Source organism: Sphingomonas sp., from assembly GCF_025353885.1.
Taxonomy (GTDB): Bacteria; Pseudomonadota; Alphaproteobacteria; order Sphingomonadales; family Sphingomonadaceae; genus Sphingomonas_O.
The window spans coordinates 1-24,273 of record NZ_JANXNX010000099.1; the positions used below are offsets into that span (position 1 = coordinate 1).

Annotated in this window: 22 protein-coding genes; 3 read left to right on the plus strand and 19 right to left on the minus strand. The window is 62.5% G+C overall.

Going from position 1 to position 24,273, the window contains the following annotated elements; translation table 11 throughout:
- From Q0R02_RS10535 to purE, 7 genes are all read right to left on the minus strand, one after another.
- Positions 1-562 (minus strand): RcnB family protein (locus Q0R02_RS10535; protein WP_293883282.1); only part of this gene is annotated, 562 nt, incomplete at its 3' end.
- Between the two features lie 67 nt (positions 563-629).
- The gene (gene ruvA / locus Q0R02_RS10540) at positions 630-1,223 is read right to left on the minus strand and encodes a Holliday junction branch migration protein RuvA (protein ID WP_293883285.1); all 594 of its coding nucleotides are present in this window, start codon (positions 1,221-1,223) and stop codon (positions 630-632) included.
- A 40-nt stretch (positions 1,224-1,263) separates the two neighbouring features.
- Entirely contained in the window at positions 1,264-1,752 is a 489-nt protein-coding gene (ruvC, locus tag Q0R02_RS10545; RefSeq protein WP_293883287.1) for a crossover junction endodeoxyribonuclease RuvC, read from the minus strand.
- A gap of 34 nt (positions 1,753-1,786) precedes the next feature.
- A complete protein-coding gene (locus tag Q0R02_RS10550; protein ID WP_293883289.1) occupies positions 1,787-2,530 on the minus strand; it encodes a YebC/PmpR family DNA-binding transcriptional regulator in 744 nt (247 codons plus the stop codon).
- A 40-nt stretch (positions 2,531-2,570) separates the two neighbouring features.
- Positions 2,571-2,810, minus strand: a complete 240-nt coding sequence (locus Q0R02_RS10555) for a DUF2312 domain-containing protein (protein ID WP_293883291.1) — start codon at positions 2,808-2,810, stop codon at positions 2,571-2,573.
- A gap of 33 nt (positions 2,811-2,843) precedes the next feature.
- Positions 2,844-3,947 (minus strand): 5-(carboxyamino)imidazole ribonucleotide synthase, encoded by a 1,104-nt coding sequence (locus tag Q0R02_RS10560; protein ID WP_293883325.1) that lies wholly within the window; start codon positions 3,945-3,947, stop codon positions 2,844-2,846.
- Positions 3,944-4,399, minus strand: coding sequence for a 5-(carboxyamino)imidazole ribonucleotide mutase (purE, locus tag Q0R02_RS10565; protein WP_293883327.1), 456 nt, complete (start codon positions 4,397-4,399; stop codon positions 3,944-3,946). Before purE ends, Q0R02_RS10560 begins: the two co-directional genes overlap by 4 nt.
- A gap of 144 nt (positions 4,400-4,543) precedes the next feature.
- Here purE and Q0R02_RS10570 point away from each other — a divergent pair, with 144 nt between their 5' ends.
- Positions 4,544-5,140 carry a GGDEF domain-containing protein gene (locus Q0R02_RS10570; RefSeq protein WP_293883293.1) on the plus strand — a complete coding sequence of 199 codons (597 nt, stop codon included), beginning with the start codon at positions 4,544-4,546 and terminating at the stop codon, positions 5,138-5,140.
- On the opposite strand, the gene gpmA is transcribed toward Q0R02_RS10570, so the two are convergent.
- The 3 genes from gpmA to Q0R02_RS10585 form a co-directional block, all read right to left on the minus strand.
- Complete coding sequence (gene gpmA, locus Q0R02_RS10575; protein ID WP_293883295.1) at positions 5,122-5,808, minus strand: 2,3-diphosphoglycerate-dependent phosphoglycerate mutase; 687 nt, start codon at positions 5,806-5,808, stop codon at positions 5,122-5,124. The genes Q0R02_RS10570 and gpmA overlap by 19 nt on opposite strands.
- Positions 5,809-5,873: 65 nt before the next feature.
- Positions 5,874-6,989, minus strand: coding sequence for a M14-type cytosolic carboxypeptidase (locus Q0R02_RS10580; RefSeq protein ID WP_293883297.1), 1,116 nt, complete (start codon positions 6,987-6,989; stop codon positions 5,874-5,876).
- Entirely contained in the window at positions 6,986-7,570 is a 585-nt protein-coding gene (locus Q0R02_RS10585) for a DUF4136 domain-containing protein (protein WP_293883300.1), read from the minus strand. Before Q0R02_RS10585 ends, Q0R02_RS10580 begins: the two co-directional genes overlap by 4 nt.
- A 143-nt stretch (positions 7,571-7,713) precedes the next feature.
- Between Q0R02_RS10585 and ykgO the strand changes: the two genes are divergently transcribed.
- The gene (gene ykgO, locus Q0R02_RS10590) at positions 7,714-7,839 is read left to right on the plus strand and encodes a type B 50S ribosomal protein L36 (RefSeq protein WP_004210176.1); all 126 of its coding nucleotides are present in this window, start codon (positions 7,714-7,716) and stop codon (positions 7,837-7,839) included.
- A 107-nt stretch (positions 7,840-7,946) separates the two neighbouring features.
- On the opposite strand, the gene pyk is transcribed toward ykgO, so the two are convergent.
- The 3 genes from pyk to Q0R02_RS10605 form a co-directional block, all read right to left on the minus strand.
- The gene (pyk, locus tag Q0R02_RS10595; protein WP_293883305.1) at positions 7,947-9,404 is read right to left on the minus strand and encodes a pyruvate kinase; all 1,458 of its coding nucleotides are present in this window, start codon (positions 9,402-9,404) and stop codon (positions 7,947-7,949) included.
- Positions 9,405-9,523: 119 nt separating this feature from the next.
- Complete coding sequence (locus Q0R02_RS10600) at positions 9,524-9,826, minus strand: hypothetical protein (RefSeq protein ID WP_293883307.1); 303 nt, start codon at positions 9,824-9,826, stop codon at positions 9,524-9,526.
- Positions 9,827-12,679, minus strand: coding sequence for a pitrilysin family protein (locus Q0R02_RS10605; protein WP_293883310.1), 2,853 nt, complete (start codon positions 12,677-12,679; stop codon positions 9,827-9,829). It abuts the gene before it with no gap.
- A gap of 266 nt (positions 12,680-12,945) precedes the next feature.
- On the opposite strand from Q0R02_RS10605, the gene clpB reads away from it, so the two are divergent.
- Positions 12,946-15,525 carry an ATP-dependent chaperone ClpB gene (gene clpB / locus Q0R02_RS10610; protein WP_293883313.1) on the plus strand — a complete coding sequence of 860 codons (2,580 nt, stop codon included), beginning with the start codon at positions 12,946-12,948 and terminating at the stop codon, positions 15,523-15,525.
- A 3-nt stretch (positions 15,526-15,528) separates the two neighbouring features.
- On the opposite strand, the gene Q0R02_RS10615 is transcribed toward clpB, so the two are convergent.
- The 6 genes from Q0R02_RS10615 to Q0R02_RS10640 form a co-directional block, all read right to left on the minus strand.
- Positions 15,529-17,571 (minus strand): tetratricopeptide repeat-containing sulfotransferase family protein, encoded by a 2,043-nt coding sequence (locus tag Q0R02_RS10615; protein ID WP_293883315.1) that lies wholly within the window; start codon positions 17,569-17,571, stop codon positions 15,529-15,531.
- Positions 17,572-17,657: 86 nt separating this feature from the next.
- Positions 17,658-20,774 carry a TonB-dependent siderophore receptor gene (locus tag Q0R02_RS10620; protein ID WP_293883317.1) on the minus strand — a complete coding sequence of 1,039 codons (3,117 nt, stop codon included), beginning with the start codon at positions 20,772-20,774 and terminating at the stop codon, positions 17,658-17,660.
- Positions 20,775-21,262: 488 nt separating this feature from the next.
- Positions 21,263-22,216 carry a TonB-dependent receptor gene (locus Q0R02_RS10625; RefSeq protein WP_293883319.1) on the minus strand — a complete coding sequence of 318 codons (954 nt, stop codon included), beginning with the start codon at positions 22,214-22,216 and terminating at the stop codon, positions 21,263-21,265.
- A gap of 229 nt (positions 22,217-22,445) precedes the next feature.
- Positions 22,446-23,285, minus strand: a complete 840-nt coding sequence (locus Q0R02_RS10630) for a M23 family metallopeptidase (protein WP_293883329.1) — start codon at positions 23,283-23,285, stop codon at positions 22,446-22,448.
- Between the two features lie 5 nt (positions 23,286-23,290).
- Positions 23,291-23,491: a DUF2093 domain-containing protein gene (locus Q0R02_RS10635; protein ID WP_293883321.1), complete on the minus strand. Its 201-nt coding sequence runs from the start codon at positions 23,489-23,491 to the stop codon at positions 23,291-23,293.
- Positions 23,492-23,520: 29 nt separating this feature from the next.
- The coding region (locus tag Q0R02_RS10640) for an exodeoxyribonuclease VII large subunit (protein WP_293883323.1) at positions 23,521-24,273 on the minus strand (753 nt) is incomplete at its 5' end.

Below are 24,273 nucleotides of genomic sequence, written 5' to 3' on the forward strand. Positions count from 1 at the left end.
GTCCGCTGCCGCGCTGGACCAGCAGCAGGTCGGGACCATAGCGCACCCAGCGATAGCCGGGGGGCGGCGGGCCGACGCCCAATGCGGCGTAATTGTTGTAATAATAGGTGGTGGACAGGAACAGGCTCGGCAGCAGCAGGCCGACGGTCCAGCGGCGATAGCGATAGCCATGCGGATAGCGGAACGACGGGCCGTGGATTGGGCGGAAGCCATGCGGACGACCAGCACCGGGGCGATGCGGGCGACCGGGCAGGACAATCGGGCGTGGCGGGCGCGGCGGGCGTGGACGAACGCCATTGCCGGGACGCGGCGGCTGGATTTGCGGGCCACCGTTGCCGGGACGTGGCGGGCGCGGTGGCTGTGGTCCCACGGGGCGGGGCGGCTGGATCTGGGCCCCCCCCGCACCGGGCCGCGGTGGCTGGACCTGCGGACCGCCCGCGCCGGGGCGCATGGGCCGTGTCGCACCCTCGCGGGAGCGTTCGGACTGTTGTTGTTGTTGAGCCAGTGCGATATCAGGAGCGACCAGCGCAAATACGCCGACCGCCAACAGAAGCTTCTTCATGTCATCCTCCGTTAACAAGCAGGACATGGCTAGGCCGCAAGGATGACCGCGGCAAGTCACAAGCCTGTCAGGCGCGCGAGGCTCTTTTCAGCGCCACCCGAACCAGCGCGTCGAGCGTGGCACCCGCGCCGAGCTCCTCGTCCGCCTTTGCCACCGCCAGCGTTGCCTCAGCGGGGCGGAAACCCAGATTGATGAGCGCCGATACCGCATCGCTGGCCGCCCCTGCGACAGCGACGACGCCCGGCGCGCCCAGCGCGATACCGCCGACCTTGCCCTTCAATTCGTTGACGATACGGCCAGCAAGCTTTGGCCCAACGCCATTCGCACGGGCGACCATCGCGGCGTCGGCGCTGGCGATGGCACGGCTGAGCTCGTCAGCGTCGAGCACCGACAATATGCTCAGCGCGACCCGACCACCGACCCCCTGCACCCCGGTCAGCAGGCGGAACCATTCCCGCTCACTGTTGGTGCCAAAGGCGAAAAGCGTCAGCGAATCCTCGCGGACCTGCATCTCGGTATATAGCATAACGCTTCCGCCGACGGGACCGATGACGTTCAGCGTGCGCGCCGATGCCTGCACCAGATACCCGACGCCGGCGACATCGATGACCGCATGGTCGAGCGCGGCTTCGGCAAGTGTTCCGGAAAGGCGGGCGATCATGGCTGTTCCCTAGCCGGTTGGTGGCGGGAGTCGAGCAGCGTCAGCCTTTCAGACGCCGCGCGCTCGCCAGATGATGCGCGTGAGTGATCGCCACCGCCAGCGCATCCGCAGCGTCGGCCCCGTCGATCCTGACGCCAGGCAACAGCCGCTTGACCATCGCATGGACCTGAATTTTTTCGGCGACGCCGGTTCCGGTCACGGCCTGCTTGACCAGCCGCGGGGCATATTCGCCAACGAGAATCTGTTTGAAGCCGAGGCAGCCCAGCAGCATCCCGCGCGCCTGTGCCAGCTTCAGCGTGGACTGAGCATTTTTGTTGACGAACACCTCCTCCATCGCGGCGTTGCGCGCGGCATTGGCGACGACGATCTCGTTCAGTGCTTCACCAAGGATCGCCAGCCGTTGTGCCAGTGGGAGCGCGGCATCGGTCCTGATCCGGCCATTGCCGATATGCGCCAGCCGGTTGCCGTCGGAGACGATGATGCCCCAGCCGGTGGTGCCGAGGCCGGGGTCGATGCCGAGGATGATCATGCTGGCTCCGAAATCCCTGCTTTAACGGTGAAAATTACTGAAGGCGTTCCATGACTTCATCGGGCACGTCATAATTACCCCACGCCGTCTGGACGTCGTCGTCCTCGTCCAGGGCATCGAGCAGCTTCATCAAATTGGCCGCATCCTTTTCGTCCACGGTGACCATGACCTGGGGACGCCAGGCGAGCTTTGCCCCCTCGCCCTCGCCGAGCGTTGCCTCCAGTGCCTTGGCGACGTCGTGAAGGTCGCCGATGTCGGTCCAGATTTCATGACCGTCCTCGCTGGACGACACATCCTGCGCGCCCGCTTCCAGGGCGGCTTCGAACACGGTGTCGGGATCGCCTGCTTTGGCCGGGTATGAAACCAGGCCGAGCCGGTCGAAGGCATGGCTGACCGAGCCACCCGCGCCGAGATTGCCCCCGTTCTTTGAAAACGCCAGCCGCACATTGGTGGCGGTGCGATTGCGATTGTCGGTCAGCGCATCGACGATCAGCGAGACGCCACCGGGACCGAAGCCCTCGTAACGGATTTCCTCATAATTCTCGCCGTCCGTTCCGCTGGCCTTCAAGACGGCACGCTGGATATTGTCGTTCGGCATCGATTGTGCCCGCGCCGCGATGATCGCGGAACGCAGGCGCGCATTCATGTCGGGATCGGGGAGGCCGGACTTTGCCGCGACGGTGATTTCGCGGCTCAGTTTCGAAAACGCCGCCGAGCGTTTCTTGTCCTGTGCACCTTTGCGATGCATGATGTTCTTGAACTTCGAATGGCCTGCCACGCAGCGCCTCCCCTATGTTGTTACAACCGACGCCTGACGCTCAAGCCAGACCCAGCGCGTCGCGATAGGTTTCCAGCAGCGCGTCCATTTCGTCGCGGTCATTCTTTTCCATGCGGCGCAAACGAACGATGGCGCGCATGATCTTGGTATCATAGCCCGAGCCCTTGCTCTCTGAATAGACGTCGCGAATGTCGTCGCTGATGCCCTTTTTTTCTTCTTCGAGCCGCTCGATCCGTTCGATGAAAAGACGCAACTGGTCGGCTTGGATAAGGTCGCTCATTAAAATCCCCGCATTGAAAATCGAAGCGCGGCTCTAGGGGAGAGACGCGCCAGTCTCAACCACCCTGTTTCCCGAAATGCGCGTGACATGGCCCATCTTTCGTCCGGGCGGTGCCTCGTGCTTGCCGTAAAGATGGACGTGCGCGCCGGTTTGCGCGAAGAGTTCGGGCCAGCGCACCACGTCGGCACCGATCAGATTCTGCATGACAACCTGCGGGGCGACGAGCGACGTGTCGCCCAGCGGCAGGCCACAGACGGCGCGGATATGGTTTTCGAATTGCGACGCGACCGCGCCCTCGATCGTCCAGTGGCCGCTGTTGTGGACGCGCGGGGCCATCTCGTTAAAGACCGGTCCCTCGGCGCTGGCAAAGAATTCTACTGCCATGACGCCAACATAATCGAGCGCATCGGCGAGGCGGGTGGCAATGGCCTTTGCCTCGTCGAGCTGTGCGACGATGTCAGGGTGCGGCGGAATGGTCGACGTGGCAAGGATGCCGTCGACATGGACGTTCTCGGGGGCGTCCCACACGCCCGATAAGCCGTCCTGCCCGCGTGCGACGATCACCGAATATTCATGGTCGAACGCGACCAGCGCCTCAAGAATGGCCGGGCTGCGGTCGATGGCGTCATAGGCAGCGTCGGCGTCGGCGGACGAAGCAAGCCGCGACTGGCCCTTGCCATCATAGCCAAAGCGCGTGGTCTTCAGGATGGCCGGGGTGCCGATCGCGGCGATGGCGCGGTCCAGGTCGGCGCGCGAATTGACCTCGGTCCATGCTGCCGTGACTGCGCCCTGCGCGGCGGCAAAGGTTTTTTCGGCCACGCGATCCTGCGCGATTCGCAATGCGGCCAGCGGTGGATGCAAGGGCACGCGCGCGGCCAGCGCCTCCAGCGGGTCCGCGTCGACATTCTCGAATTCATAGGTCGCGACGTGGATTTCCGCAGCAAACGCGGCCAGAGCGACGACGTCATCATAGGCCCCTTGCGTCCAGCGCGGCGCGACGTCGGCAGCCGGACCGCTCAGCTCCGGGCTGTAGATATGCGAGCGATATCCGAGCTGGGCGGCGGCAATCGCCAGCATCCGTCCAAGCTGGCCGCCGCCGATGATCCCGATGGTCGAACCGGGCGCCAAAATCTTCATGCGGGGCTTTGCGCCACGCTTGCGGTCTGGGTGCTGCGCCATGCCTCCACCCGCGCCGCCAGCGCGTCGTCCGACAGCGCCAGGATCGATGCGGCCAGCAACCCGGCATTGATGGCACCAGGCCGGCCGATCGCCAGCGTTCCGACCGGCACGCCGCCGGGCATCTGGACGATCGACAACAGGCTATCGATGCCTTTGAGCGATTTCGATTCGATGGGGACGCCCAGCACCGGCAGCCGCGTCAGCGACGCCGCCATGCCGGGCAAATGCGCCGCCCCGCCCGCGCCTGCGACGATGATCTCCAGGCCGCGATCCACCGCGCCCTTGGCATAATCGAACAGCCGTTCGGGCGTGCGATGGGCAGATACGATGCGCGTTTCATACGCCACGCCGAGCGCATCAAGCGTTTCGGCACAGGCCATCATCGTATCCCAATCGGACTGGCTGCCCATGATAATGCCGACCAACGGTGCGCTGTCGCCCACGCTTCATCCCCCGCTGCCCTAAGAAACGGGCATGAAGTCCAAGCCTCTTAATCAAGCGTTCACGGCTAAGCAACGAGTCACCTCGTATGGTCGCGCATTATAGACTATCTCATGCCGGGGCTGGGGGAGGGCAGTTTGCAGGATAAATTTACACGACTGGTCGACGAAAATCGTGAGCTCCGTAACGAGCTGGCGGCGCTGCGCCTGCGGCTGGACGTGGTTGAACGTCTTGCCGACATGGATACGCTCACCCCCTTGCCTAACCGCCGCTGTTTTGTGCGCCAGGTCGAACGGGTGGTCAGTCAGGTCGCCCGCTATGGCGAAGTCGCGACGGTTGTCTTTGTCGATGTCGATGGGCTGAAATCGATCAACGACCACCACGGCCATAGTGCTGGCGACGCGGCGCTGATCCATGTGGCGAGCGTGTTGCGCAGCGAAGTCCGCGCGGGCGACCTGGTGGCGCGGATCGGCGGCGATGAATTCGGCCTGCTGCTTGATCATCTGGACGAGGTCAGCGCGACCGCCAAGGCGGTGGCGCTGATGGCGGCGCTGCAGGCCAGCCCGCTCGAACTGGGCCAGGTGTCACTGACGATCGGCCTGTCGATGGGGCTGGCGATGGTCAAGCCCGAGGATACCGTCGAGACGCTGCTGGCCCGCGCCGACGGACGGATGTACGCAGCGAAGGCGGCTCAGCGCTCCGAAAGATAATAGCGGTCGGTCGCGGTCAGGTCGTCGGCCAGTTCATAGACAATGGGCTGGCCGGTGGGAATTTCCAGCCCCGTAATCTCATCGTCCGAAATGCCTGACAGATGCTTGACCAGCGCCCGCAACGAATTGCCATGCGCCGAGATCAGGATGCGCTTGCCTGCCTTTAGTTCAGGGGCGATCCGCGCTTCCCAATAGGGCAACACGCGAGCAATCGTGTCCTTCAGGCTTTCGGTCTGCGGAATGGGAACGCCGTGATAGCGGACGTCCTTTGATAAATCCCACGGGCTACCCTCCTCGGCCAGGGGCGGCGGGATATCGAAGCTGCGCCGCCAGATCTTGACCTGGTCCGCGCCATGAAGCGCGGCGGTTTCCGCTTTGTCGAGACCGGTCAGGCCGCCATAATGCCGCTCGTTCAGCCGCCAGTCTTTTTCCACCGGCAGCCACAGCCGCCCCATCGCTTCCAGCGACAGATTCAGTGTCTTGATCGCGCGGGTCTGGAAACTGGTGAAAGTCAGGTCGAAATCAAGGCCCTTGGCCTTCATCAGCGCCCCCGCTGCCCATGCCTCGGCAACACCCTTTTCCGTCAGGTCTACATCCCACCATCCGGTGAAACGGTTTTCGAGGTTCCATGCGGACTGGCCATGGCGGATGAGGACGAGGGTCGGCATAGGGCATTATCCTGCGTTGGGGCTGCCGTTTGCGGTAATCGGCAATCGACGCGCCGTCCACCGTGTCAAATGTCTTCGATCATCCCCGCTAGCACCGCTAAGCAGTCACGGCCCATCTGGCGCGACCGTTCGGGCGACCAGCCGTGGCGCAGATCGGGCGCGTCGTCATTGTCCTTGAACGGCATTTCCATCGTCATACTGACCGCCCCGAACCGTTCGGCAAGCTGGTTGGTCGACATCGATAAGTTTGCCTTGTGCGCGCCGGCCACCGGATAGCCATGCTCAGTCTGAAAATCGGCCGTGCGGGCGGCGAGATCACTGGCGAAGCGCGTGTAGAGATCGCCTTGCGCTTGCGTCCATGATGGGATGCCATCGAACCCAGCCAGGAACACATAGGGGATCGCTTCATCGCCGTGAATGTCCATGGCGAAATCGACGCCCGTTTCATCCATCGCGGCGCGGACGTGCCACACCTCGGGGCTGCGCTCGAGCGACGGTGCATGCCATTCGCGATTGAGGTTCACGCCGACTCCGTTGGTCCGCAGATGGCCGCGCGCACTGCCGTCGGGATTCATGTTCGGCACGACGTAAAAAGTTGCCTCGCCCAGCAGTTTCTGTGCGACCGGATCGCCCGATACCAGCAGGTCCAGTGCCCCCTCCATCCACCATTCGGCCATCGTCTCGCCGGGGTGCTGTCGCGCATAGAGCCAGATCTGGCGGTTGCCGCTGCCAATGGTCAGCAGGTCGATCGGTCGCCCGTCGAGCGTCTGGGCCAGCACGCGATGTTCGACATGGTCGTGCGCGGCGATCCGCGTGACCAGCGCGTGGTGCCGTTCATTGGAAAATGGTGCAAAATAGGCAAACCAGACGCAGCCCCCGGCGGGGGTATGCCGGATTGTCAGGACGCCACCGGCATAGCTGGTGTCGGCGCAAGTCCAATTCTCGCCATCGTTGCTAACCCGCGCGCGATAGTTCTCCCACCCCAGCGGATAGGCCGACGCGCCGCAATTGGTGATCCGTAGTTCAAGCGGCGCTCCTGCCGCGCCCTCGACGCGGAAATAGAACCACTGGTAGAAATCGGAATCCTTGTCATGACGAATCGCGAGATCGAACTTCGGCCCATCGGCGTTCAGGACCGTGATATTACCGCCATCGAAATCGCTGCTGATGCCGATCGTCACTGAACGGTCACCGTACGACCCGTGACGCCCGGAAAGTCACGGAACAGGGCCGCGGCAAGCTTGTCCGCCGCCAGCCCCGGCTGCGACGCCGGCGCGTTCGAGCTGGCCTGCGTGTCGGCGCGACCCTCCCAAACGGTTGTGCCGTTGGCGCGATCGCTAATCCGGACCGAGATGCGCGTGAAGACGGATTCGCTGCTGCGTTTCTTGCCGATCGGGAAGCTGACGCCGCCACCGACCCCGACTCCGCCGCCGCTATAACCGCCGCCACCGACACCGCCGCCAAGGCCGATCGAGAAGGGCGAACGGCGCGGGCCGGCGTCGCGGACGTCGCGCTGCAAATCGACAGCGACCACATAACGCGCGCTGGGCGAATCGGCGTTGGCAAAGCCCAGTCGGTTCAACTCACGCGTAACCGCCGCCTCATAGGTCTGGCGTTCCAGGCCAATTGCCGGCGATAGCGCGATGGTGCCCGGTGCAATGGCCCCGTCCAGGTGGAAGCGCGTAACCTGCACCGGCGGGATGCTGGCAGCGCAGCCGCCGAGCGCGAGTGTTGAAACAAGTATCATCGATGGGATACGCATGGGGCTACTCCTGTGGTCGGGCAATATGGTCTATAACGAACGAGTTGCAATCATGGCGCATTCGTCTTGACTTCGCCACGCCTCAGCCGTAGGCGCGGCGCTCCAATTTTCCAGACAATTTTTTACCGAAAAGTCACCCGCACATGAAGATCCGCAACTCGCTGAAGTCCCTCAAGGGCCGTCACCGCGACAATCGCGTCATCCGCCGTCGCGGGCGCACCTATGTCATCAACAAGACGAATCGCCGGTTCAAGGCCCGCCAGGGCTAACCCTGCGGGCTGGCGTTTCGATGTCGGCATGTCGGTCTTTTTAGCGATTTGACCCGTTATCTTGGCGAAAGCCAAGGTAAGGAGCACTTTGGGCGCGGGCACAAGCCTCAGTCGCGGTGCCCCTTCAGTTCGTCGCCGGTCAGGCGAACCACGTGCAGGACGTTGGTTGATCCCGGCGTCCCAAAGGGCACGCCCGCCAGCACAATCACCCGCTCACCACCGACCGCCAGCCCGTGGCGCAGCGCCATGCGTTTGGCCTTTGCTACCATCTCCTCGAAACTGGCAATGTCGCGCGTGCTGACCGCATGGACGCCCCATGACAGGCCGAGGCGGCGTGCCGTCTGGAGCTTGGGTGTCAGCACCAGCAGCGGCACTGCCGGGCGTTCGCGCGAAACCCGCCGGGCCGTTGATCCCGACATGGTAAAACAGATGATCGTGCGCGCGCCGACCGTCTGCGTAATTTCCCGCGCAGCGTCGGCCAACGCGTCGGCGGTCGTCGCGTCGGCCTTGGTCTCCATGAAATGCAAACGTGCGGTGAAACTCGGATCCGCTTCGACCGACATCGCGATCCGGTCCATCATGGCAACCGATTCGACCGGCCATGCGCCGGCTGCCGATTCGGCCGACAGCATGACCGCGTCGGCGCCATCGTAGATCGCATTGCCGACATCGGAAACTTCGGCGCGCGTCGGGGTCGGCGCGGTGATCATCGATTCCAGCATCTGCGTCGCGACGACGACCGGTCGCCCCATCCGCCGCGCAATCTCGACAATGCGCTTTTGCGCGGGCGGCACGGCTTCGGGTGGCAGTTCGACGCCCAGGTCGCCGCGCGCGACCATCACCGCGTCGGACAGTTCGACAATTTCCTCAAGCCGTTCGAGTGCCGCCGGCTTTTCGATCTTTGCCAGCAGCGACGCCTTGCCGCCGATCAGCTTGCGCGCCTCGGCCAGGTCCTCGGGTCGCTGGACGAACGACAGCGCGATCCAATCCACTCCCTGGTCCAGCGCGAACGCGAGATCACGGTGGTCCTTCTCGGTCATCGCGGTCATGGGGATCACAACGTCGGGCACGTTCAGCCCCTTGCGATCCGACAGCATGCCGCCGACCTCGACGCGGGTCGTGACGTGGTCATCGGCCATGGCGAGGACGCGCAGCACCAGTTTGCCGTCGTCCAGCAGCAGCCGCGCACCGATTTCCAAGGCGTCGAAGATCTCGCGGTGGGGCAGGCAGACGCGGGTTGCGTCACCCGGCGTTGCATCGCGGTCCAGGCGGAACATCGCCCCCGTTGCCAATTCGGCCCTGCCCCCGTGGAACGTCCCCACGCGCAGTTTCGGTCCCTGCAGATCGGCAAGGATAGTCGTCGGGCGGCCCAGCGTCTTTTCAAGTGCGCGGATCGCTGCGATGACCGGCGCATGGTCGGCATGCGTTCCATGGCTCATATTGACGCGAAAGGCATCGGCACCGGCGCGAGCCAGCCGCTCGATCATCTCGGGACTGTTGCTGGCGGGGCCAAGCGTAGCAAGGATGCGGACTTTACGGGTGCGGGGCGCGAGATAGCGAACCAAGCGGTCTCTCCTGAACTGTTCGATGCCGGGATAGTCGCTAAGTGCTATGAGTAATAGGCTGGTGCCCCAACATCGTGAGCCAGCGAAATATTATTCGCTGGCTCACGAGAAACCGTCGGTCAGGCCGTGCGCGTTCCCGACATCGGCGATGTGCCAAAAGCGCCCGCCTTGATGCCGCCGGTCAGGGTGTCGCCGTCGATCGTGGCGGTGCATTCCAGAACCATCGGCATCGGCACCTTCATATCCATCGTCCAGGTCAGCGTGTCGCCATCGACCTTGCCATCGGTGATTTCCATCGACCCCTGCGCTCCCGAATTTGACCCGGTAAAGGTGTCACCATCAGCGATCACCGTCAGCACCGTCTTCAGGTCACCCATCGGCGATTTCGTCACGCAATCCCATTTACCGTCGACATTGGACATTTATTTGCTCCTTTTGGCCGGTGCGATCGTCGCCGCCGGCAGTTGAACCATTTCGACCGGCAAACCGAGTTTGGCGAGTTGCGGCCTTACCTGGGCCGCGTCCCCGACGACGACGAAAACGAACTTGTCGGGATCAATAGCAGCACGCGCCGCCTTGTCGAAGTCTGCAACGGTCATCGTGCGATAACGCTCCGCCAGCGTCGTGTAGAAATTATCGGCGCGCCCGAAATAGACAATCCGCTGCATCGCGGCGAGGACCGCATCCGACGTCTCGAAATTGCCCGGCAATTCGCGGATGCTGCCGTTGGTCGTGCGTTCCAGTTCGGCTCCCGTGGTCCCGTTGGGGCCAAGGAAGCGTTTGATGTCGGCGATGATTGCAGCCACCGATTCTCCGGTGCGATCGGCCTGGACCGGTGCGTCGATGGCAAAGGAAACCCGATTCTCGACCGACGGGAGGGTGGCATTCACGCCGTAGGACCAGCCCTTCGTTTCGCGCAGGTCGGTGTTCAGCCGTGACAGGAACGATCCGCCGAGCACGTCGTTGGCCTGGCGCAATACGATCAGGGCATCGTCCCTGCCCTCGTTAGCCAGCACCTGTCCGCCCGCGATTACCGACTGCGGCGAACCGGGACGATCGACGAGATAGATCCGGGTGGCGGCGTTGGCGGGGATCGGTGCGGCGAACGACTTGGTGGGGCGCGCCATGCGGTCGGTCGGCCAATTGCCAAAGCTGGCTTCAAGCAACGGCTTCAGTCTCGCCATGTCGGTGTCGCCGACCACGAAGATCGCTGCATTGCCAGCATAAATCCAGTCGTGATGGAAACCGGCAATCGTGTCGCGCGTGATCTTCGATACGCTCGCTGCATCACCAAAACCGCTCGACGGACGTCCGTAGGGATAGGCGCTGCCATAGATTTTCGCCGGAAGCACATAGCTGGCGATGCCCTCCGGCTGGCTCAATTGCGCAGAAATGCGGGCGAGTTGCTGGTTACGCAGCCGCTCGACTTCTTTCGGGTCGAAGGCGGGATTGCGGACAATATCGGCCAACAGGTCGAGTGACGCGGCGAGATTGGGGGTCAGCGCGTAAAGGCCGACTCCACTGCGATCGATGCCGCCACCGCTCGAGATCGTCGCACCCAGACGTTCCTGCGCCTCGGCGATCTGGACCGAACTCCGCGTCCTCGTGCCCTCGTCCAGCAATGCCATGGTCAGCGACTGGAGGCCCAGTGCGTCGGCAGGATCGGCCGCCGATCCCGCATCGAAGCTGACTGAGACGCGGACGATCGGGACCGCGGTCTGTCGCGCGAAATACACCTTGATACCATTGGCAAGCGTCGCACGCTCGATGGCCGGGAATCTCAGCGGCGGAAAGGCACCCACCGGCGGGGCCATGCGGTTGGGCTTGAACGGCTTGGCCGCCACGGCAACGGTCGCTGGAGCCGGTGGAGCCGACACGGCATCACCGGCCAGTGCCATGGCGGCGGGCGAGGTATCGCGTGGTCCCGGCTCCGTGATCAGGTTGAACACCGGACGCGTCAGCCATTTGCGGGTCGCCACTATCACCGTTTCGGGCGTCTGTGCCGCAAGTTCGGCAAGGTCCTTCTTATACTTGCCGGGATCGTTCGAATAAACCAGCCCCTCGGCCAGGGCGACCGCCTTGCCACCAAAGCCGCCGACCGATTCATAACCCCCGATCGTGCCCGAGATCGAACGGGTGGCGACCCGCCGCACCTCGTCTGAAGTGGGGCCAGCCTGGACTAGCTCGGCGATGACGGCATCCATCTTTTTGCCGACCGCAACCGGATCAGCCCCGGGTTTGACATTGGCAGTTACGGTGAACACGCCGACATCTTCCAGCGCCTCGACCCCGGCCGAAACACTGATCGCGGTCTGGTCACCCCGGACCAGCGCATTGTCGAGGCGACTCGACGACAGGCCGCCCAAAACCGAAGCCGCCACCGACAGCGCGGTAGTGTCGGCACCATTCACGCCTGGCACCGTCCAGCGCCGCTCGACGCGCGTATAGGGGACGTTGTCCTTCAGCACCTTGGTGACCGGAGCGGCCAGCGTCGGGATCGGCGCGACCACGCGCATGATGCCGGGACCGCGTGGGATATCGCCAAACCACTTCTCGACCATCGGCCGCGCCGTTTTTGCATCGATGTCGCCGGCCAGAACCAGCACCGCATTATCCGGCCCGTATTTGGCGCGAAACCAGTTCTTCACGTCGGCGAGGCTAGCCCCGTTCAGGTCGTCCATCGATCCGATCGTCGGGTGATGATAAGGGTGACCCATGGGGAACAGAGTGGCCTGCACGGTATATTCGGTCAGGCCGAACGGCGAATTGTCACCCTGCCGCTTTTCATTCTGGACGACCCCGCGCTGGTTCGTCAGCTTGGCCTGGTCAATTCCGCCGAGCAGGTGGCCCATGCGGTCGCTTTCCAGGAAGAGCGCGGTCGGCAACGCGCCGGTCGGCACGGTTTCGAAATAATTGGTGCGGTCGAAATAGGTCGTCCCGTTATAGTCGGTCGCGCCAATCTGTTGCAGCGGCGTGAAGAAATCCTCCGGAGCGTTTTCCGAACCGTTGAACATTAGATGCTCGAACAAATGGGCAAAGCCCGTCTTGCCCGCCGGCTCGTCCTTCGACCCGACATGGTACCAGACCGACACCGCCACCACGGGCGCCTTGCGGTCGGTGTGGACCAGCACGCGCAGACCGTTGGGAAGGGTGAAGGCGTCGTAGGGAATGTTGACCCGGGCAACGAGCTCCGAGATCTTTGCTGATTCAGGAGCGGCAAAGGCAGGGGGGGCAAACAACAACGGCAGCGCGACGAGCGAACGGCGAAAGGACATATATGCATCCTGCAAACAACGGATTTGCATCATGTTTAAGCGCGAGGCGGGTCGGGTGCAATATTAGCGATCACTGTCACCCCGGCGCAGGCCGGCGCCTATACGGGTTTCCGATTTGGAACCGAGCAGCCTATTGAGCGCATCTTTCGTCAATCCGTATAGGCCCCGGCCTGCGCCGGGGTGACGACTATGTTATTGCAACTGCGAACCCCTTGTGTGATAAATAAGCAACACCATATCGAGCGCAGCGAAATCAGGGATTGACCATGAACCTCGAACTTTTCACCGACCGCGCCAAGGGTTTTCTCCAGTCGGCGCAAACTGTTGCCATACGGATGAACCATCAGCGCATTGCGCCCGAGCATTTGCTGAAGGCATTGCTCGAGGACAGCGAGGGCATGGCGTCCGGCCTGATGCGCAAGGCGGGGGCCGATCCGAGCATCGCGACGCGCGAAACCGATGCGGCATTGGCCAAGCATCCGGCGGTATCGGGCGGCGGCGCGCAACAGACGCCCGGACTAGATAACGACCTTGTCCGGTTGCTGGACGGTGCCGAGCAGGTCGCCAAGAAGGCAGGTGATTCCTACGTGACCGTCGAGCGCCTGCTGCTGGCGCTGACGTTGGCCACGACGACCCCAGCGGGGAAGGCGCTGACTGCGGCCGGCCTTAAACCCGACGCGCTGAACACCGCGATCAATGACTTGCGCGGTGGACGAACCGCGGACACTGCGTCTTCGGAGGATCGCTATGACGCGCTGAAAAAGTTCGCCCGCAACCTCACCCAAGCGGCGCGCGACGGCAAGCTGGACCCGGTCATCGGCCGCGACGAGGAGATCCGCCGCACGATCCAGATTCTCGCACGCCGGACCAAGAACAACCCCGTCCTGATCGGTGAACCCGGCGTCGGCAAGACCGCCATCGCTGAGGGGCTCGCGCTGCGCATTGCCAACGGCGACGTGCCCGACGGCATCAAGGGCCGCGACCTGATGGCGCTCGACATGGGCAGCCTGATCGCGGGCGCGAAATACCGTGGTGAATTCGAGGAGCGGCTGAAAGGCGTGCTGGACGAAGTGCGTGGGGCCGAGGGGCAGATCATCCTGTTCATCGACGAAATGCACACGCTGATTGGTGCCGGCAAAGGCGAAGGCGCGATGGATGCGTCGAACCTGTTGAAGCCTGCTCTGGCACGCGGTGAATTGCACTGCATCGGTGCGACCACGCTCGATGAATATCGCAAGCATGTCGAGAAAGACCCTGCGCTCCAACGGCGGTTTCAGCCGGTATTCGTTGGCGAGCCGACCGTCGAGGACACGGTTTCGATCCTGCGCGGGTTAAAGGAGAAATATGAACTTCACCACGGCGTGCGCATCACCGATGCCGCGATCGTGGCCGCAGCGACGCTCAGCAACCGCTACATCACCGACCGGTTCCTGCCCGACAAGGCGATCGACCTGATGGACGAGGCGGCATCGCGCCTCCGGATGGAGGTCGAGTCCAAGCCCGAGGAAATCGAAAACCTCGACCGGCGTATCATCCAGATGAAGATCGAGGCGCTGGCACTGGAGAAGGAGAACGATGCCGCATCGAAGGATCGCCTCGCCAATATCCGGCGCGATCAGGCGGATCTGGAGGAGCAGTCCGCAGCGTTGACGACCCGCTGGCAGGCCGAGAAAGAAAAAATCCATGCCGAGGCCAAGGTCAAGGAGCTGCTCGACACCGCGCGTATCCAGCTTGAACAGGCGCAGCGTGCGGGCGATCTCGGTCGCGCGGGCGAACTGCAATATGGCACCATTCCCGGCCTGGAAAGGCAACTCGCCGAAGCCGAAGGGGCAGCGGCGGGCGCGATGCTGCGTGAGGAAGTCACCGCCAACGATATCGCCGGCATCGTCGCGCGCTGGACAGGTATCCCCGTCGAAAGGATGCTGGAGGGCGAACGCGAAAAACTGCTCGCGATGGAATCCGTTGTCGGCAGGCGCGTCATCGGTCAGGAGGACGCGATCAAGGCCGTCTCCGCCGCCGTTCGTCGCGCGCGGGCGGGTTTGCAGGATCCCAATCGTCCGCTCGGCAGTTTCCTGTTCCTCGGACCTACGGGCGTCGGTAAGACCGAATTGACCAAGGCACTCGCCGAATTTCTGTTCGACGACGGTTCGGCGATGGTTCGCATCGACATGAGCGAATTCATGGAGAAGCACTCGGTCGCCCGCCTGATCGGTGCGCCTCCGGGCTATGTTGGCTATGAGGAAGGCGGCGTCCTGACCGAAGCCGTTCGTCGTCGCCCGTATCAGGTGATCCTGTTCGATGAGGTGGAAAAGGCGCACCCCGACGTGTTCAACGTGCTGTTGCAGGTTCTGGATGATGGCCGCCTGACCGATGGACAGGGGCGCACGGTCGATTTCACCAACACGCTGATCATCCTGACGTCGAACCTCGGCAGCCAGTATATCGCCAATCTGCCTGACGATCAGACCGTCGCCTCGGTCGAGCCGCAGGTCATGGAAATCGTGCGCGGGCATTTCCGGCCCGAATTTCTGAACCGACTGGACGAGATCATCCTGTTCCACCGTTTGTCACAGGCGAACATGGGGCCGATCGTCGATATCCAGGTCTCGCGCGTTCAAAAGCTGCTGGTTGACCGCAAGGTGACGCTGGAGCTCACCGAAGCCGCCCGGGCTTGGCTGGGGCGAGTGGGATATGACCCGGTCTATGGCGCACGACCGTTGAAGCGCGCGGTGCAGAAATATCTGCAGGACCTGCTGGCCGACGCGATCCTGCGCGGGGATGTGCCCGACGGGACCACGGTGCGGGTCGACGAGGGCGATGGCGGGCTGGTGTTGAGCTCGGAATAGGTCCTAGCCGACGCGGTCGGCCCATGACGGAATGCGATCGTCGGTGAGCGAATAGCCCAACCGATCAACCCACGGCCCAATCGTTTCGCAGATCGGTTTCAGGTGGCTGGCATATCGTTGCCAGCGCCCCGACGCGCGTTTGTAGATCGGCTCGGTCACCTGCGCGTAGCTGGCGGTGCCCACCGTTCCGCGGGCGCGGGCGGCTTCGCGGTGATCGAGCTTGTCGTCCGGCCACGACAGGCCCAGCGTCGCAAAGATTGGCTTTAGTTCGCGTTCAGGGTCTTCAACGAGCCGCTCATAAACCATGGTCGAGACCGGCAGAGCGAACGTTTCCCGCGATTTCTCCCAGTTCCGGAAGGTCATGTCGTACAGCGTGGCAGCGTCCTGGAGGTCGATAAAATTCGCCATGGCATTGTTCAGCCGGAAGTTCGTCAGGAAACAGCTCAACAGCACATCGCAAGGATGACGCAGCGCCAACAGAAACCGTGCGTCGGGGAATAACCGGCGAATCACCGCGACCTTGTTCAGGTGCATCGGATGCTTGTCGACGACGATGGTGTCTGGCTTCAGGTCAACGACCTCGGCGACCTTCTCGAAATAGCGATCCCTTGCCTTTTCCAGCTGGTCGGCATCGGCGGTGGCGAGCGCTGCAAACCCGCCCAGATCATTCTCGATCTGAGCGAGAAAGGCTTCCTCCTCCAGCACCTGGACCAACGGATCGGCCATCAGCATCGTATCCAGCAGCGTGGTCCCCGATCGCGGGAAGCCCACCAGAAATATCGGCGAGCGATGGTCCGCCTTCGGGACAAACGGTGTCCACCCCGCCAGCCACTCCTTCGACAGCAGGGCTTCGGACTGGGCAACGCTGTCCCGATATTCGCGCGCTCGTTCAAGTGGGCGTGAGGGGTCCTCGCGCCAGAAGGCGTTCATGTCCTCGAACGCTGCGAACGCTTCGTCGTAACGGCCCAGTCGATCGAGCATGATCCCGCGCAGATGCAGGCGCCGCCCAGCCACAACGACATCGCCCGCGAACTCGAGCGCCGCAAATGCCCCCTCGATATCGCCAGCCCGCTTCAGCCGCAGCGCATTGATGAACGAAGCGCTGCGTTCGTCGACGCCGTGGCGGGCGGCGCGATCCAGCAACCCGTCCAGTTCGCCCTCGCGGTTCATCCGTTCATAGACTGCGGCAAGCCCGACATAGGCGGGGCCAAGCGTCGGCTCCAATATCAGCGCCGCTTCGAACGCGCCCTCTGCGGGTTGATACAGATTGCGGCGCGCGGCCTCCTGTCCCCAGTCGCACTGGATCGTCGCTACGCCGGGCGCACGGGCCGCCGCTTGCGCAATGGCGTCATAGGTCTCGTCTTCGCGCCCCTGCAACCGGTATAGCCCGAACAGCGCGAGCAACGGCGCGGGGTCGGTCGCGAACGTCGCCGCCGCGGCAACCAACACGCCCTCGCCCTCGTCGAAGTGCCCGGCATCGATTAGCACGTTGCCGAGGTTGAGCTGGATCGGCGGCGAGTCGGGGGCCAGCGCCGCTGCGCGCCGCAGCGCCTCTACCGCACCGTCATATTGGCCGAGTGCGCCAAGTGAATTGCCGAGGTTGTTCCATGCGGACCAGTCGCTGTCGTTGCGCGACAGGACGATCCGGTACAGCTTTTGCGCAAGGTCGAAATCCTCGGCCTCTTGCGCGAGATGGCCGCCAAGGCGTCCGAGTCGGAGGGTGCGGTCATTCTGAACGCTGCGATCATCGCACAAAGCGAGCGCTGCGCTTGCATCCCCTGTCCGATGGAGCGCGTCGGCAAGATTGGCGCGCACGGTCAGGTCGTCGGGGAAATGACGATGAGCCTCGCGGAGATGCGGGACAGCCTGGGCGAACGCATCCCGCCGGAACGCAATCGCACCCGCCAGCGCATGCAGAACGGGATCATCGCCATCGGTGAGCAGCGCCTGTTCAGCCATCGTCGCGGCTTCGTCGAAGCGGCCTTGCGCGGCCTTTTGCGCAATCAGGGCAATCGTTCTTTTCGGGTTCGCCATGACTTCAGCCATCAACCGCGCGAGCCCCATGCAATAGGAAAACGAAAAAGGCGGCAGCCCCGTTGAAAGCCGCCGCCTTTATCTTCGTCAGACCAGACTTAGAAGTCCAGCGATATGCCGCTGTAGAGATACCGGCCCAGCGAGTCATATGTGCCAGGATAGGTGTTACCGTTGCAGAACGTTCCAGCACAGGCACTTCCGCCGAACGCTCCACTGCCCGACGTGACGAGCGGTGGCTGACGATCGAGCAGGTTGTTCACGCCCAGGCGCCAAGTGAACTTGCCCATGATATTGGCGCTGAGTGCGAGATCGAAATAGCTCTGCGACTTAATCCTCGAACCGAAGTTGTAATAGTCACCAGAAAGCGTCGTGCTCGAGTTCTTGTACTCAACGTCGACAGGACCGAAATAGCGCCACTGGCCTGAAAGTCCGATGCCGTTGGGCATCGAGAAGCTGACGCGAGCCTTGTGCCGCCATTTTGGAGCAGGCGTACCGCAAGTCGGTCCATAATAGCCGGCGCAGTCGTAAGTCTGCGTCAGCCCGTTGTCGGTGCTGAATTTATCGAGCAGCGTGCCGACGAAGTTTACGCTGACCGTGCCGACGTCGCCAACTTGGTGCGAGTAGTTGCCGTTGAACTCGAAGCCGCGAGTCTGCACGCTACCGACGTTGCGCTGCAGATCGACGACAAAGCCATCTGGCGACAGCCAGAGCGACCCTGCGGCATTGCGCTTGATCAATCCGCAAGCGAGCGGGTTATTGTCATTGGTGCACGCCGCCAGAATGGCATCGGCACCAAAGCCCTGGATGGCCTTTTTGATTTTGATATCGAAGAAGTCGACCGACAACGAAAGGTTGGGAATGTAGCGCGGGGCAAGGATGACGCCGAGCGTTTTGGTGGTCGCAATTTCCGGCCGCAGATTGGGATTGCCGCCCTGGAAGCCGTTATATTGACCAGCAGGGTTTGGCGTGACGGTCTGACCGATAGCCAGCCCCTGCGAAATACAACCGGTATTGGCAGCCGTAATCGTAATCCCGGCGCAAGGATCGGTCACGCCGTCCAAAGAGACCGTCTGCGGAGCGAACAATTCCTGGATGTTGGGAACGCGAACCGCCCGGTTATAACCGCCGCGGAAACGAATATCCTTGATCGGAGCGAAATCGAGGCCCAGCTTATAGGTCTGGGTGTTGAATTTGCCGCCGTTCGAAATCTCGTAGTGTGAATAGCGATAGCCGCCTTGGAAGTTCAGGTCGTAGATAAAGCCGTCGGTAACGATCGGAACCACGATCTCGCCGAAAACCTCCTTGACATTATACGATCCGGAGACGGGCAGGGTTGCACCGCCCTGGCCGGTCAAATCACCGGTCTGGAACGCATTGTCGGTCTGAAGAACCAAGGCTTCCTTGCGATATTCGAAGCCGACGTTGATGTTGACGCCGGTGTCCGACAATGGCGACTGGATACCATATTCACCAAGCTTACCGCTGAACGAAGCACTCGCGACTTGCTCGGAAGTCCGGCCTTTCTGGAAGCCCGTTGCGCTGAGATAAGCAACCGACGCAGCAGAGGGTGCTACGCCGAAAACATCGTAAGGAACGCAATTCGGATCAGAACCGGTGAGCGCCGAACGGCAAGCCGGTACGCCACCCGGTCCGGTCACCACGTCGAGAGCATTGCGCAAACGCGCAACCGAGAACTCGTTGCTGTAAACCTGCGAGTAGTTTGTACGGCCATACTGGTAATAGGCGTCATAAGACCATGCGGATCCCAGTTCGCCCCTTGCGCCGATCAATCCGCGGAACGACGTATGCTGAAGGTTGCTGTTACGCGAACCGCCCTCGACGTTGCGACGCAGCAATTGCAGGAAAGCCTGGTTGTATTGAGCGCCCGTGATCGGATCGAAGAAGGGCTTCGCAGGCTGGGGTCCGGTCGTTCCATTGATCTGATTGTACAATCCCGACGTCAGCGGGAACGTGCCGAGCGTCCCGACGATATAGTTGTTCGGCTGGCAGATCAGCGTCTTTTGCTGGGCCGACAACAATGGGTTGTCGCAATTGATGGTCAGCGTGTTGCCGAAATCACCCGATGGCGCAATCTGGGCATTGGTCTGATCGTCCATGAACATGAACTCGGCGTAAGGATGGAAGCCCTTACTGACTTCATAATCGGCAAAGAAGCCCGCCGTGTAACGCTCGTCGGGGCGCTGAAAATAGTTGGTTGGCGCAAAGTTATAACGACCCAATGAGCCCTTGGTGAGAGTGCCTGGTCCGAGTGCTCCGACTGTCGAGGTTGCGGTCGCTGCGGTATGGAAGAACACGTTGCCCGGCGCATTAGTCGCAGAACCGCCACATTGCAGGGGGGCCGCCGGGTTAAGGCGTCCGCCCACCGATGCAGCGGTGTTCTGAATCGTGCAGGCGCTGTAGTCACGCTCCGACTGGATAACCGGCTTTTGCTTACGATAACCGAAATAGCCAGTCATGTGGCCGCGATCGTCGTCGAATTTGGTGCCGAACGAAACCGTCGCGTCGATCGTACCGCCGTCGACGGTGTTACCCTGCGGATAGCCGTAACCCGTCAGGCCGGCCGCCTGGCGCTTGTTCAGCAGGGGCGGCGTGATTTCGCTGCGATTGGTATGCTGGTAAACCGAATAATTGCCGTCGATCCGGAAGCCGGTGAAATCGGTATCCATGATGAAGTTGACAACACCGGCGACAGCGTCTGCACCATAGGTTGCCGAGGCGCCGCCGGTCAGGACGTCGATGCGCTTGATCAGCGACGAAGGAATGAAGTTGATGTCAGCGGCCGAGCTGAACGGATCGCCAGGCATCAAGCGACGACCGTTGATCAGGACGAGCGTCCGTTGCGAGCCGAGGCCGCGAAGATCGATCGTTGCCGCTCCCGTCGCACCGTTGGACAGTGTCGAGGATTGCGATGCGAACACCTGCGGAAGCGAATTCAGCAGGTCTTCGACCTTGCTCGTGCCGCTCAGTTTGATGTCCTGCGACGTGACCGAAGTAACCGGCGCAATCGAAGTCATGTTGGGCGATGCGATACGCGAACCGGTGACGATGATCGTCTGGCCTTCGTCGGCCGCGCTGGCTTCCGGCGTTGCAGGAGCGCCGGCTGTCGTCTGGGCGAGCGCTGGCGTTGAAGCAAGCGCGACGCCCGCGATCATCGAGGTCGCGAGAAGGCGCGTCCTGAACAGATTGCTGGTCATTATATTCCCCTTTTGATCGGCAACGATGCCGCACTTTGTTCACGTCCATGACCGGCTGATCATCGATGTGTATGGCAACTTGGTAGAATATGAAGGTTTGTTTACGCAATGCCGCGCCGCGAAGTGCGTTGTTTTTGTGAACCTATGTTGCATCGTGGCAACAGTCGGCAGATCGGCGGGACTTGCGGGGTGGATGGCGATTGATCTAGCAACTGCGCGCTGGACGAGGAAAGGGTCGAAATATGCTACGACGGATCTGCATCGTGGGGGCCATTGCCCTGGCCGTACCGGTTGTCGCCCCCGCCCGCGACCGGAACAATACGGCGGAGAGCCCGGCGGCGATCAAGACGCTGACGGCATGTCGCGACCTGCCTGACAAGGTTGCTCGCCTGTCTTGCTACGATGCAGCCGTCACGACACTGACGACCGCAATCGCCACCAACGACCTCTACATTGTCGATCAGGCCAGCGTGCGCAAGGCGCGCTCTTCACTGTTCGGACTGCGCCTGCCCAGCCTTGGCTTCATGTCCGGCGACAATGATGACAAGAATGCGATCACACAAAAGGACGGCATCATCGCTAGCGCCGTGCAGGAAACCTATGGCGCCTGGCGTGTAACGCTGCAGGACGGTTCGGGTTGGGCTCAAACTGATGACGCGCCGCTGGGCTTGGCCCCAAAACCGAACGACCCGGTGGTCATCAAGCGCGGCGTGTTGGCTAGCTACAAAATGAGCATAAAGTCGCGCCCGGCGTTCCGCGTCAAACGGATTTTCTGATTGACGGTCGTGCTGCTGCTGTCCTGACAAAAAAGGCACCGATCGCTGGATGCCCGAGCCAGCGCCGATGCCGAGCGAGCCGAGTGGTGGCTTTTTATCGGCGATGTTCTCAACGCCCATGTAAAAGTTGAAGTTCTTTTCCACGTTGATGCCGATTTGCAGGTCATGATGGAAAACCGCCGGGGACTTTGACGGCGACGAGTAATCCTCGTTTTCGGGAGGACGTCCCTGGACCGACACCACGTTTTCGGCCGCACCGGTGAACTGCGAACCGATGTAGCGCATCTTGTAGCCGAACTCGAACGGACCCATCGCCAGATTCACGTTCCAGACGAACTGGTCCTTAGGATAGCCCAACTCACCCAGCGTCCGGTCAGCATAGTCGGGCCGTGCTGGGTCGGTGAACGAATCATTCTGCAGTACGTGCGTGTAGACGAAGTGAGTGTTGACCGTGCCAAAATCGAATTGCTTGCGATAGGCGATGTCGAAATCGATCCCACGCGTTTGCAAGGCAGCAAAGTTGGCCGAGCTCTGCAACAACGAACCTTCCAAAATCTGGAACGGAACTTCCCCACCCGGTCCGGTCGTCGCTGTCGCATTGCGTCGGAACAGCCCGCAGAACGGGTTGTTCAGCGTTGGTGAGTTTTCGGCAGTCCCCACCGGCACCGATAATCTTAATGCCGGATCGACAATGACTCGGACTAGCCATCGGCAGATCACGTTCGCAAGCTGGACATGAGCGATATTAACAGGTTGTCATCTTTACGTTACTATTCTGCAGCACAACGCTTCGAAGTCGACACGAACCGGGTTTTTTCTGTCGAATTTTACGATCTACTTGATGGCCGCGACGATAAGTAAGTATTAGCCGCCACTAGTTGCAAAGAGAAACTAATTATTTGACTACATCTTGCGGATCGATTCGTTCGTCATGCCATTTCAGTCCCCAGTGCAGGTGCGGCCCCGTCGCGCGACCGGTCTGCCCGATTCCGCCGATCGTCTGGCCCTGCCGGACATGATCGCCGACCTTCACGTCGATCCGAGACAGGTGCAAAAACGCGCTGTTCAGTGCCAGGCCGTGGTCGATCATCAACAGATTGCCCTCCAGCGTGAACGGACTCGCTGCCGCCAGTATGACGACTCCATCGGCGGGCGCGATCACCGGCGTCCCGACGGCCCCGGCGACGTCGACGCCATTGTGTGGCGCACCCGGTTGTCCTGCGTAGATTCGCTGCGACCCGAACACACCGCTGATCCGACCTCGCGCGGGCCAGATGAACGCCTGTCGCCACCCCTGGCTGTCGCTGGTCACCCTCCGTGCGGCGTCGATCTGTGCCAGTTCGGCGGGGCGACGCGCCTCGAACTCGGCATCGGGCTGGCTGTGGTGCGGCAAAGTCGGCAGGCTTTCGATCCGCCACGCGCGCGGCGCTACCGCCAGCCGCTCGGTCACGGTTCGGCCATCGCCCAAGGTCGCGCTGAGGATAGCGACGGTGGCGTGGTCACGCCCGAACGCGATCAGGAAACGACCGTCGTGCGCAAATGCGATGTCGGCACCGTCCTTGACCAGCCGGACCGTCCCGACCGGAACCGTGCCGAGCACCATGCCACCCTGCCGCGCCGGACGGTCGATCCTGAAAAGCCCGGTTTCGACGCGAACGGGAACCACCACCAGAACCGGGGCAGCGCTGCCAAACCCCGCTACCGCCATCAGGACGACCGCGGCCACGCCACGAATCACCTTCATTTCGCCAGCGCGGCCCTGGTCGAAATTTCGGGGGTGGCATAAGGCTCCTGCCGCGCCACGCTCCAGTAGCGCAGCTCGTCGAGCGGGATCCGCTCGCCACTCACCGCGCACACGACATGGTCGCCCTGAGCCAGAAGGCGAAAGCCGTTCGGTCCATAATGAAGTTTTGCGACGCGACCGCCGGGGGACATGAGCATATCGTCGACCTTCAAAAAAATTGGCCCGCTTAAAACAGATCGGCCTGTTGTGGCTTGATATAGGCGGGTCGCGCCGCCCTCTCAACCCGCGCGTCGACGGGACCATCGGCGAAATGCAGGGTCAGCGTTCCCGCCGCCTGCGCCGCGCCGACAGTCGTCACCAGCCCGCCACCACGTTTTTCCACCCGCGCATAGCCGCGTTCGAGAACCTTGTTCGGATCGAGCGACTGCGCCACGCGCCACAGCCGGTCGAGCTGTTCTCGCGCCTGCGCCAGCGGTCGCTCGACCAGCCGCACGTGCAGCCGAACCCCGGCCAACCGCTCGTGCGCGCGTGCCAGCCGGTGTTGCAACAAGGCCGGACGCAGCGCCCCGCTCGCCCGCGCAACGTCGCCGCGCGCCTCGGCCAGCCGGTGCCCCAGCCCGCGCCGCAACCGCCCCCCCAGGTCATCGGTCCGTTGCCGTTGCGGCCCCAGCAGGGCGTCGGGTTTCGGCAGCCGCGCCGTGAGCGCACGCAGCCGCTCTCCGCCATGATCGTGATAGCGATGGGCGCACCGCAGCGTCCGGCTCGCGAGGTCCCGTACGAATGCCAACAGCTCGCTACGCACCGGAACCGCCATTTCGGCTGCAGCCGTCGGCGTCGGCGCACGCACGTCGGCGGCGAAATCGCACAGGCTGATATCGGTTTCATGCCCGACCGCCGAAATAATCGGAATGGTGCAGGCCGCAACCGCGCGCACCGCCACCTCCTCGTTGAAAGCCCACAGATCCTCGACCGAGCCGCC

What these genes read in the sequence shown, in the direction of transcription:
- Q0R02_RS10585 (WP_293883300.1), bottom strand. Translation starts at nt 7,570, where the DNA reads ATGCGTATCCCATCGATGATACTTGTTTCAACACTCGCGCTCGGCGGC.
- Q0R02_RS10620 (WP_293883317.1), bottom strand. Translation starts at nt 20,774, where the DNA reads ATGACCAGCAATCTGTTCAGGACGCGCCTTCTCGCGACCTCGATGATC.
- Q0R02_RS10560 (WP_293883325.1), bottom strand. Translation starts at nt 3,947, where the DNA reads ATGAAGATTTTGGCGCCCGGTTCGACCATCGGGATCATCGGCGGCGGC.
- Q0R02_RS10600 (WP_293883307.1), bottom strand. Translation starts at nt 9,826, where the DNA reads ATGTCCAATGTCGACGGTAAATGGGATTGCGTGACGAAATCGCCGATG.
- purE (WP_293883327.1), bottom strand. Translation starts at nt 4,399, where the DNA reads ATGGGCAGCCAGTCCGATTGGGATACGATGATGGCCTGTGCCGAAACG.
- Q0R02_RS10615 (WP_293883315.1), bottom strand. Translation starts at nt 17,571, where the DNA reads ATGGCTGAAGTCATGGCGAACCCGAAAAGAACGATTGCCCTGATTGCG.
- ykgO (WP_004210176.1), top strand. Translation starts at nt 7,714, where the DNA reads ATGAAGATCCGCAACTCGCTGAAGTCCCTCAAGGGCCGTCACCGCGAC.
- Q0R02_RS10635 (WP_293883321.1), bottom strand. Translation starts at nt 23,491, where the DNA reads ATGCTCATGTCCCCCGGCGGTCGCGTCGCAAAACTTCATTATGGACCG.
- Q0R02_RS10605 (WP_293883310.1), bottom strand. Translation starts at nt 12,679, where the DNA reads ATGTCCTTTCGCCGTTCGCTCGTCGCGCTGCCGTTGTTGTTTGCCCCC.
- Q0R02_RS10555 (WP_293883291.1), bottom strand. Translation starts at nt 2,810, where the DNA reads ATGAGCGACCTTATCCAAGCCGACCAGTTGCGTCTTTTCATCGAACGG.
- ruvC (WP_293883287.1), bottom strand. Translation starts at nt 1,752, where the DNA reads ATGATCATCCTCGGCATCGACCCCGGCCTCGGCACCACCGGCTGGGGC.
- Q0R02_RS10570 (WP_293883293.1), top strand. Translation starts at nt 4,544, where the DNA reads ATGCCGGGGCTGGGGGAGGGCAGTTTGCAGGATAAATTTACACGACTG.
- clpB (WP_293883313.1), top strand. Translation starts at nt 12,946, where the DNA reads ATGAACCTCGAACTTTTCACCGACCGCGCCAAGGGTTTTCTCCAGTCG.
- ruvA (WP_293883285.1), bottom strand. Translation starts at nt 1,223, where the DNA reads ATGATCGCCCGCCTTTCCGGAACACTTGCCGAAGCCGCGCTCGACCAT.
- gpmA (WP_293883295.1), bottom strand. Translation starts at nt 5,808, where the DNA reads ATGCCGACCCTCGTCCTCATCCGCCATGGCCAGTCCGCATGGAACCTC.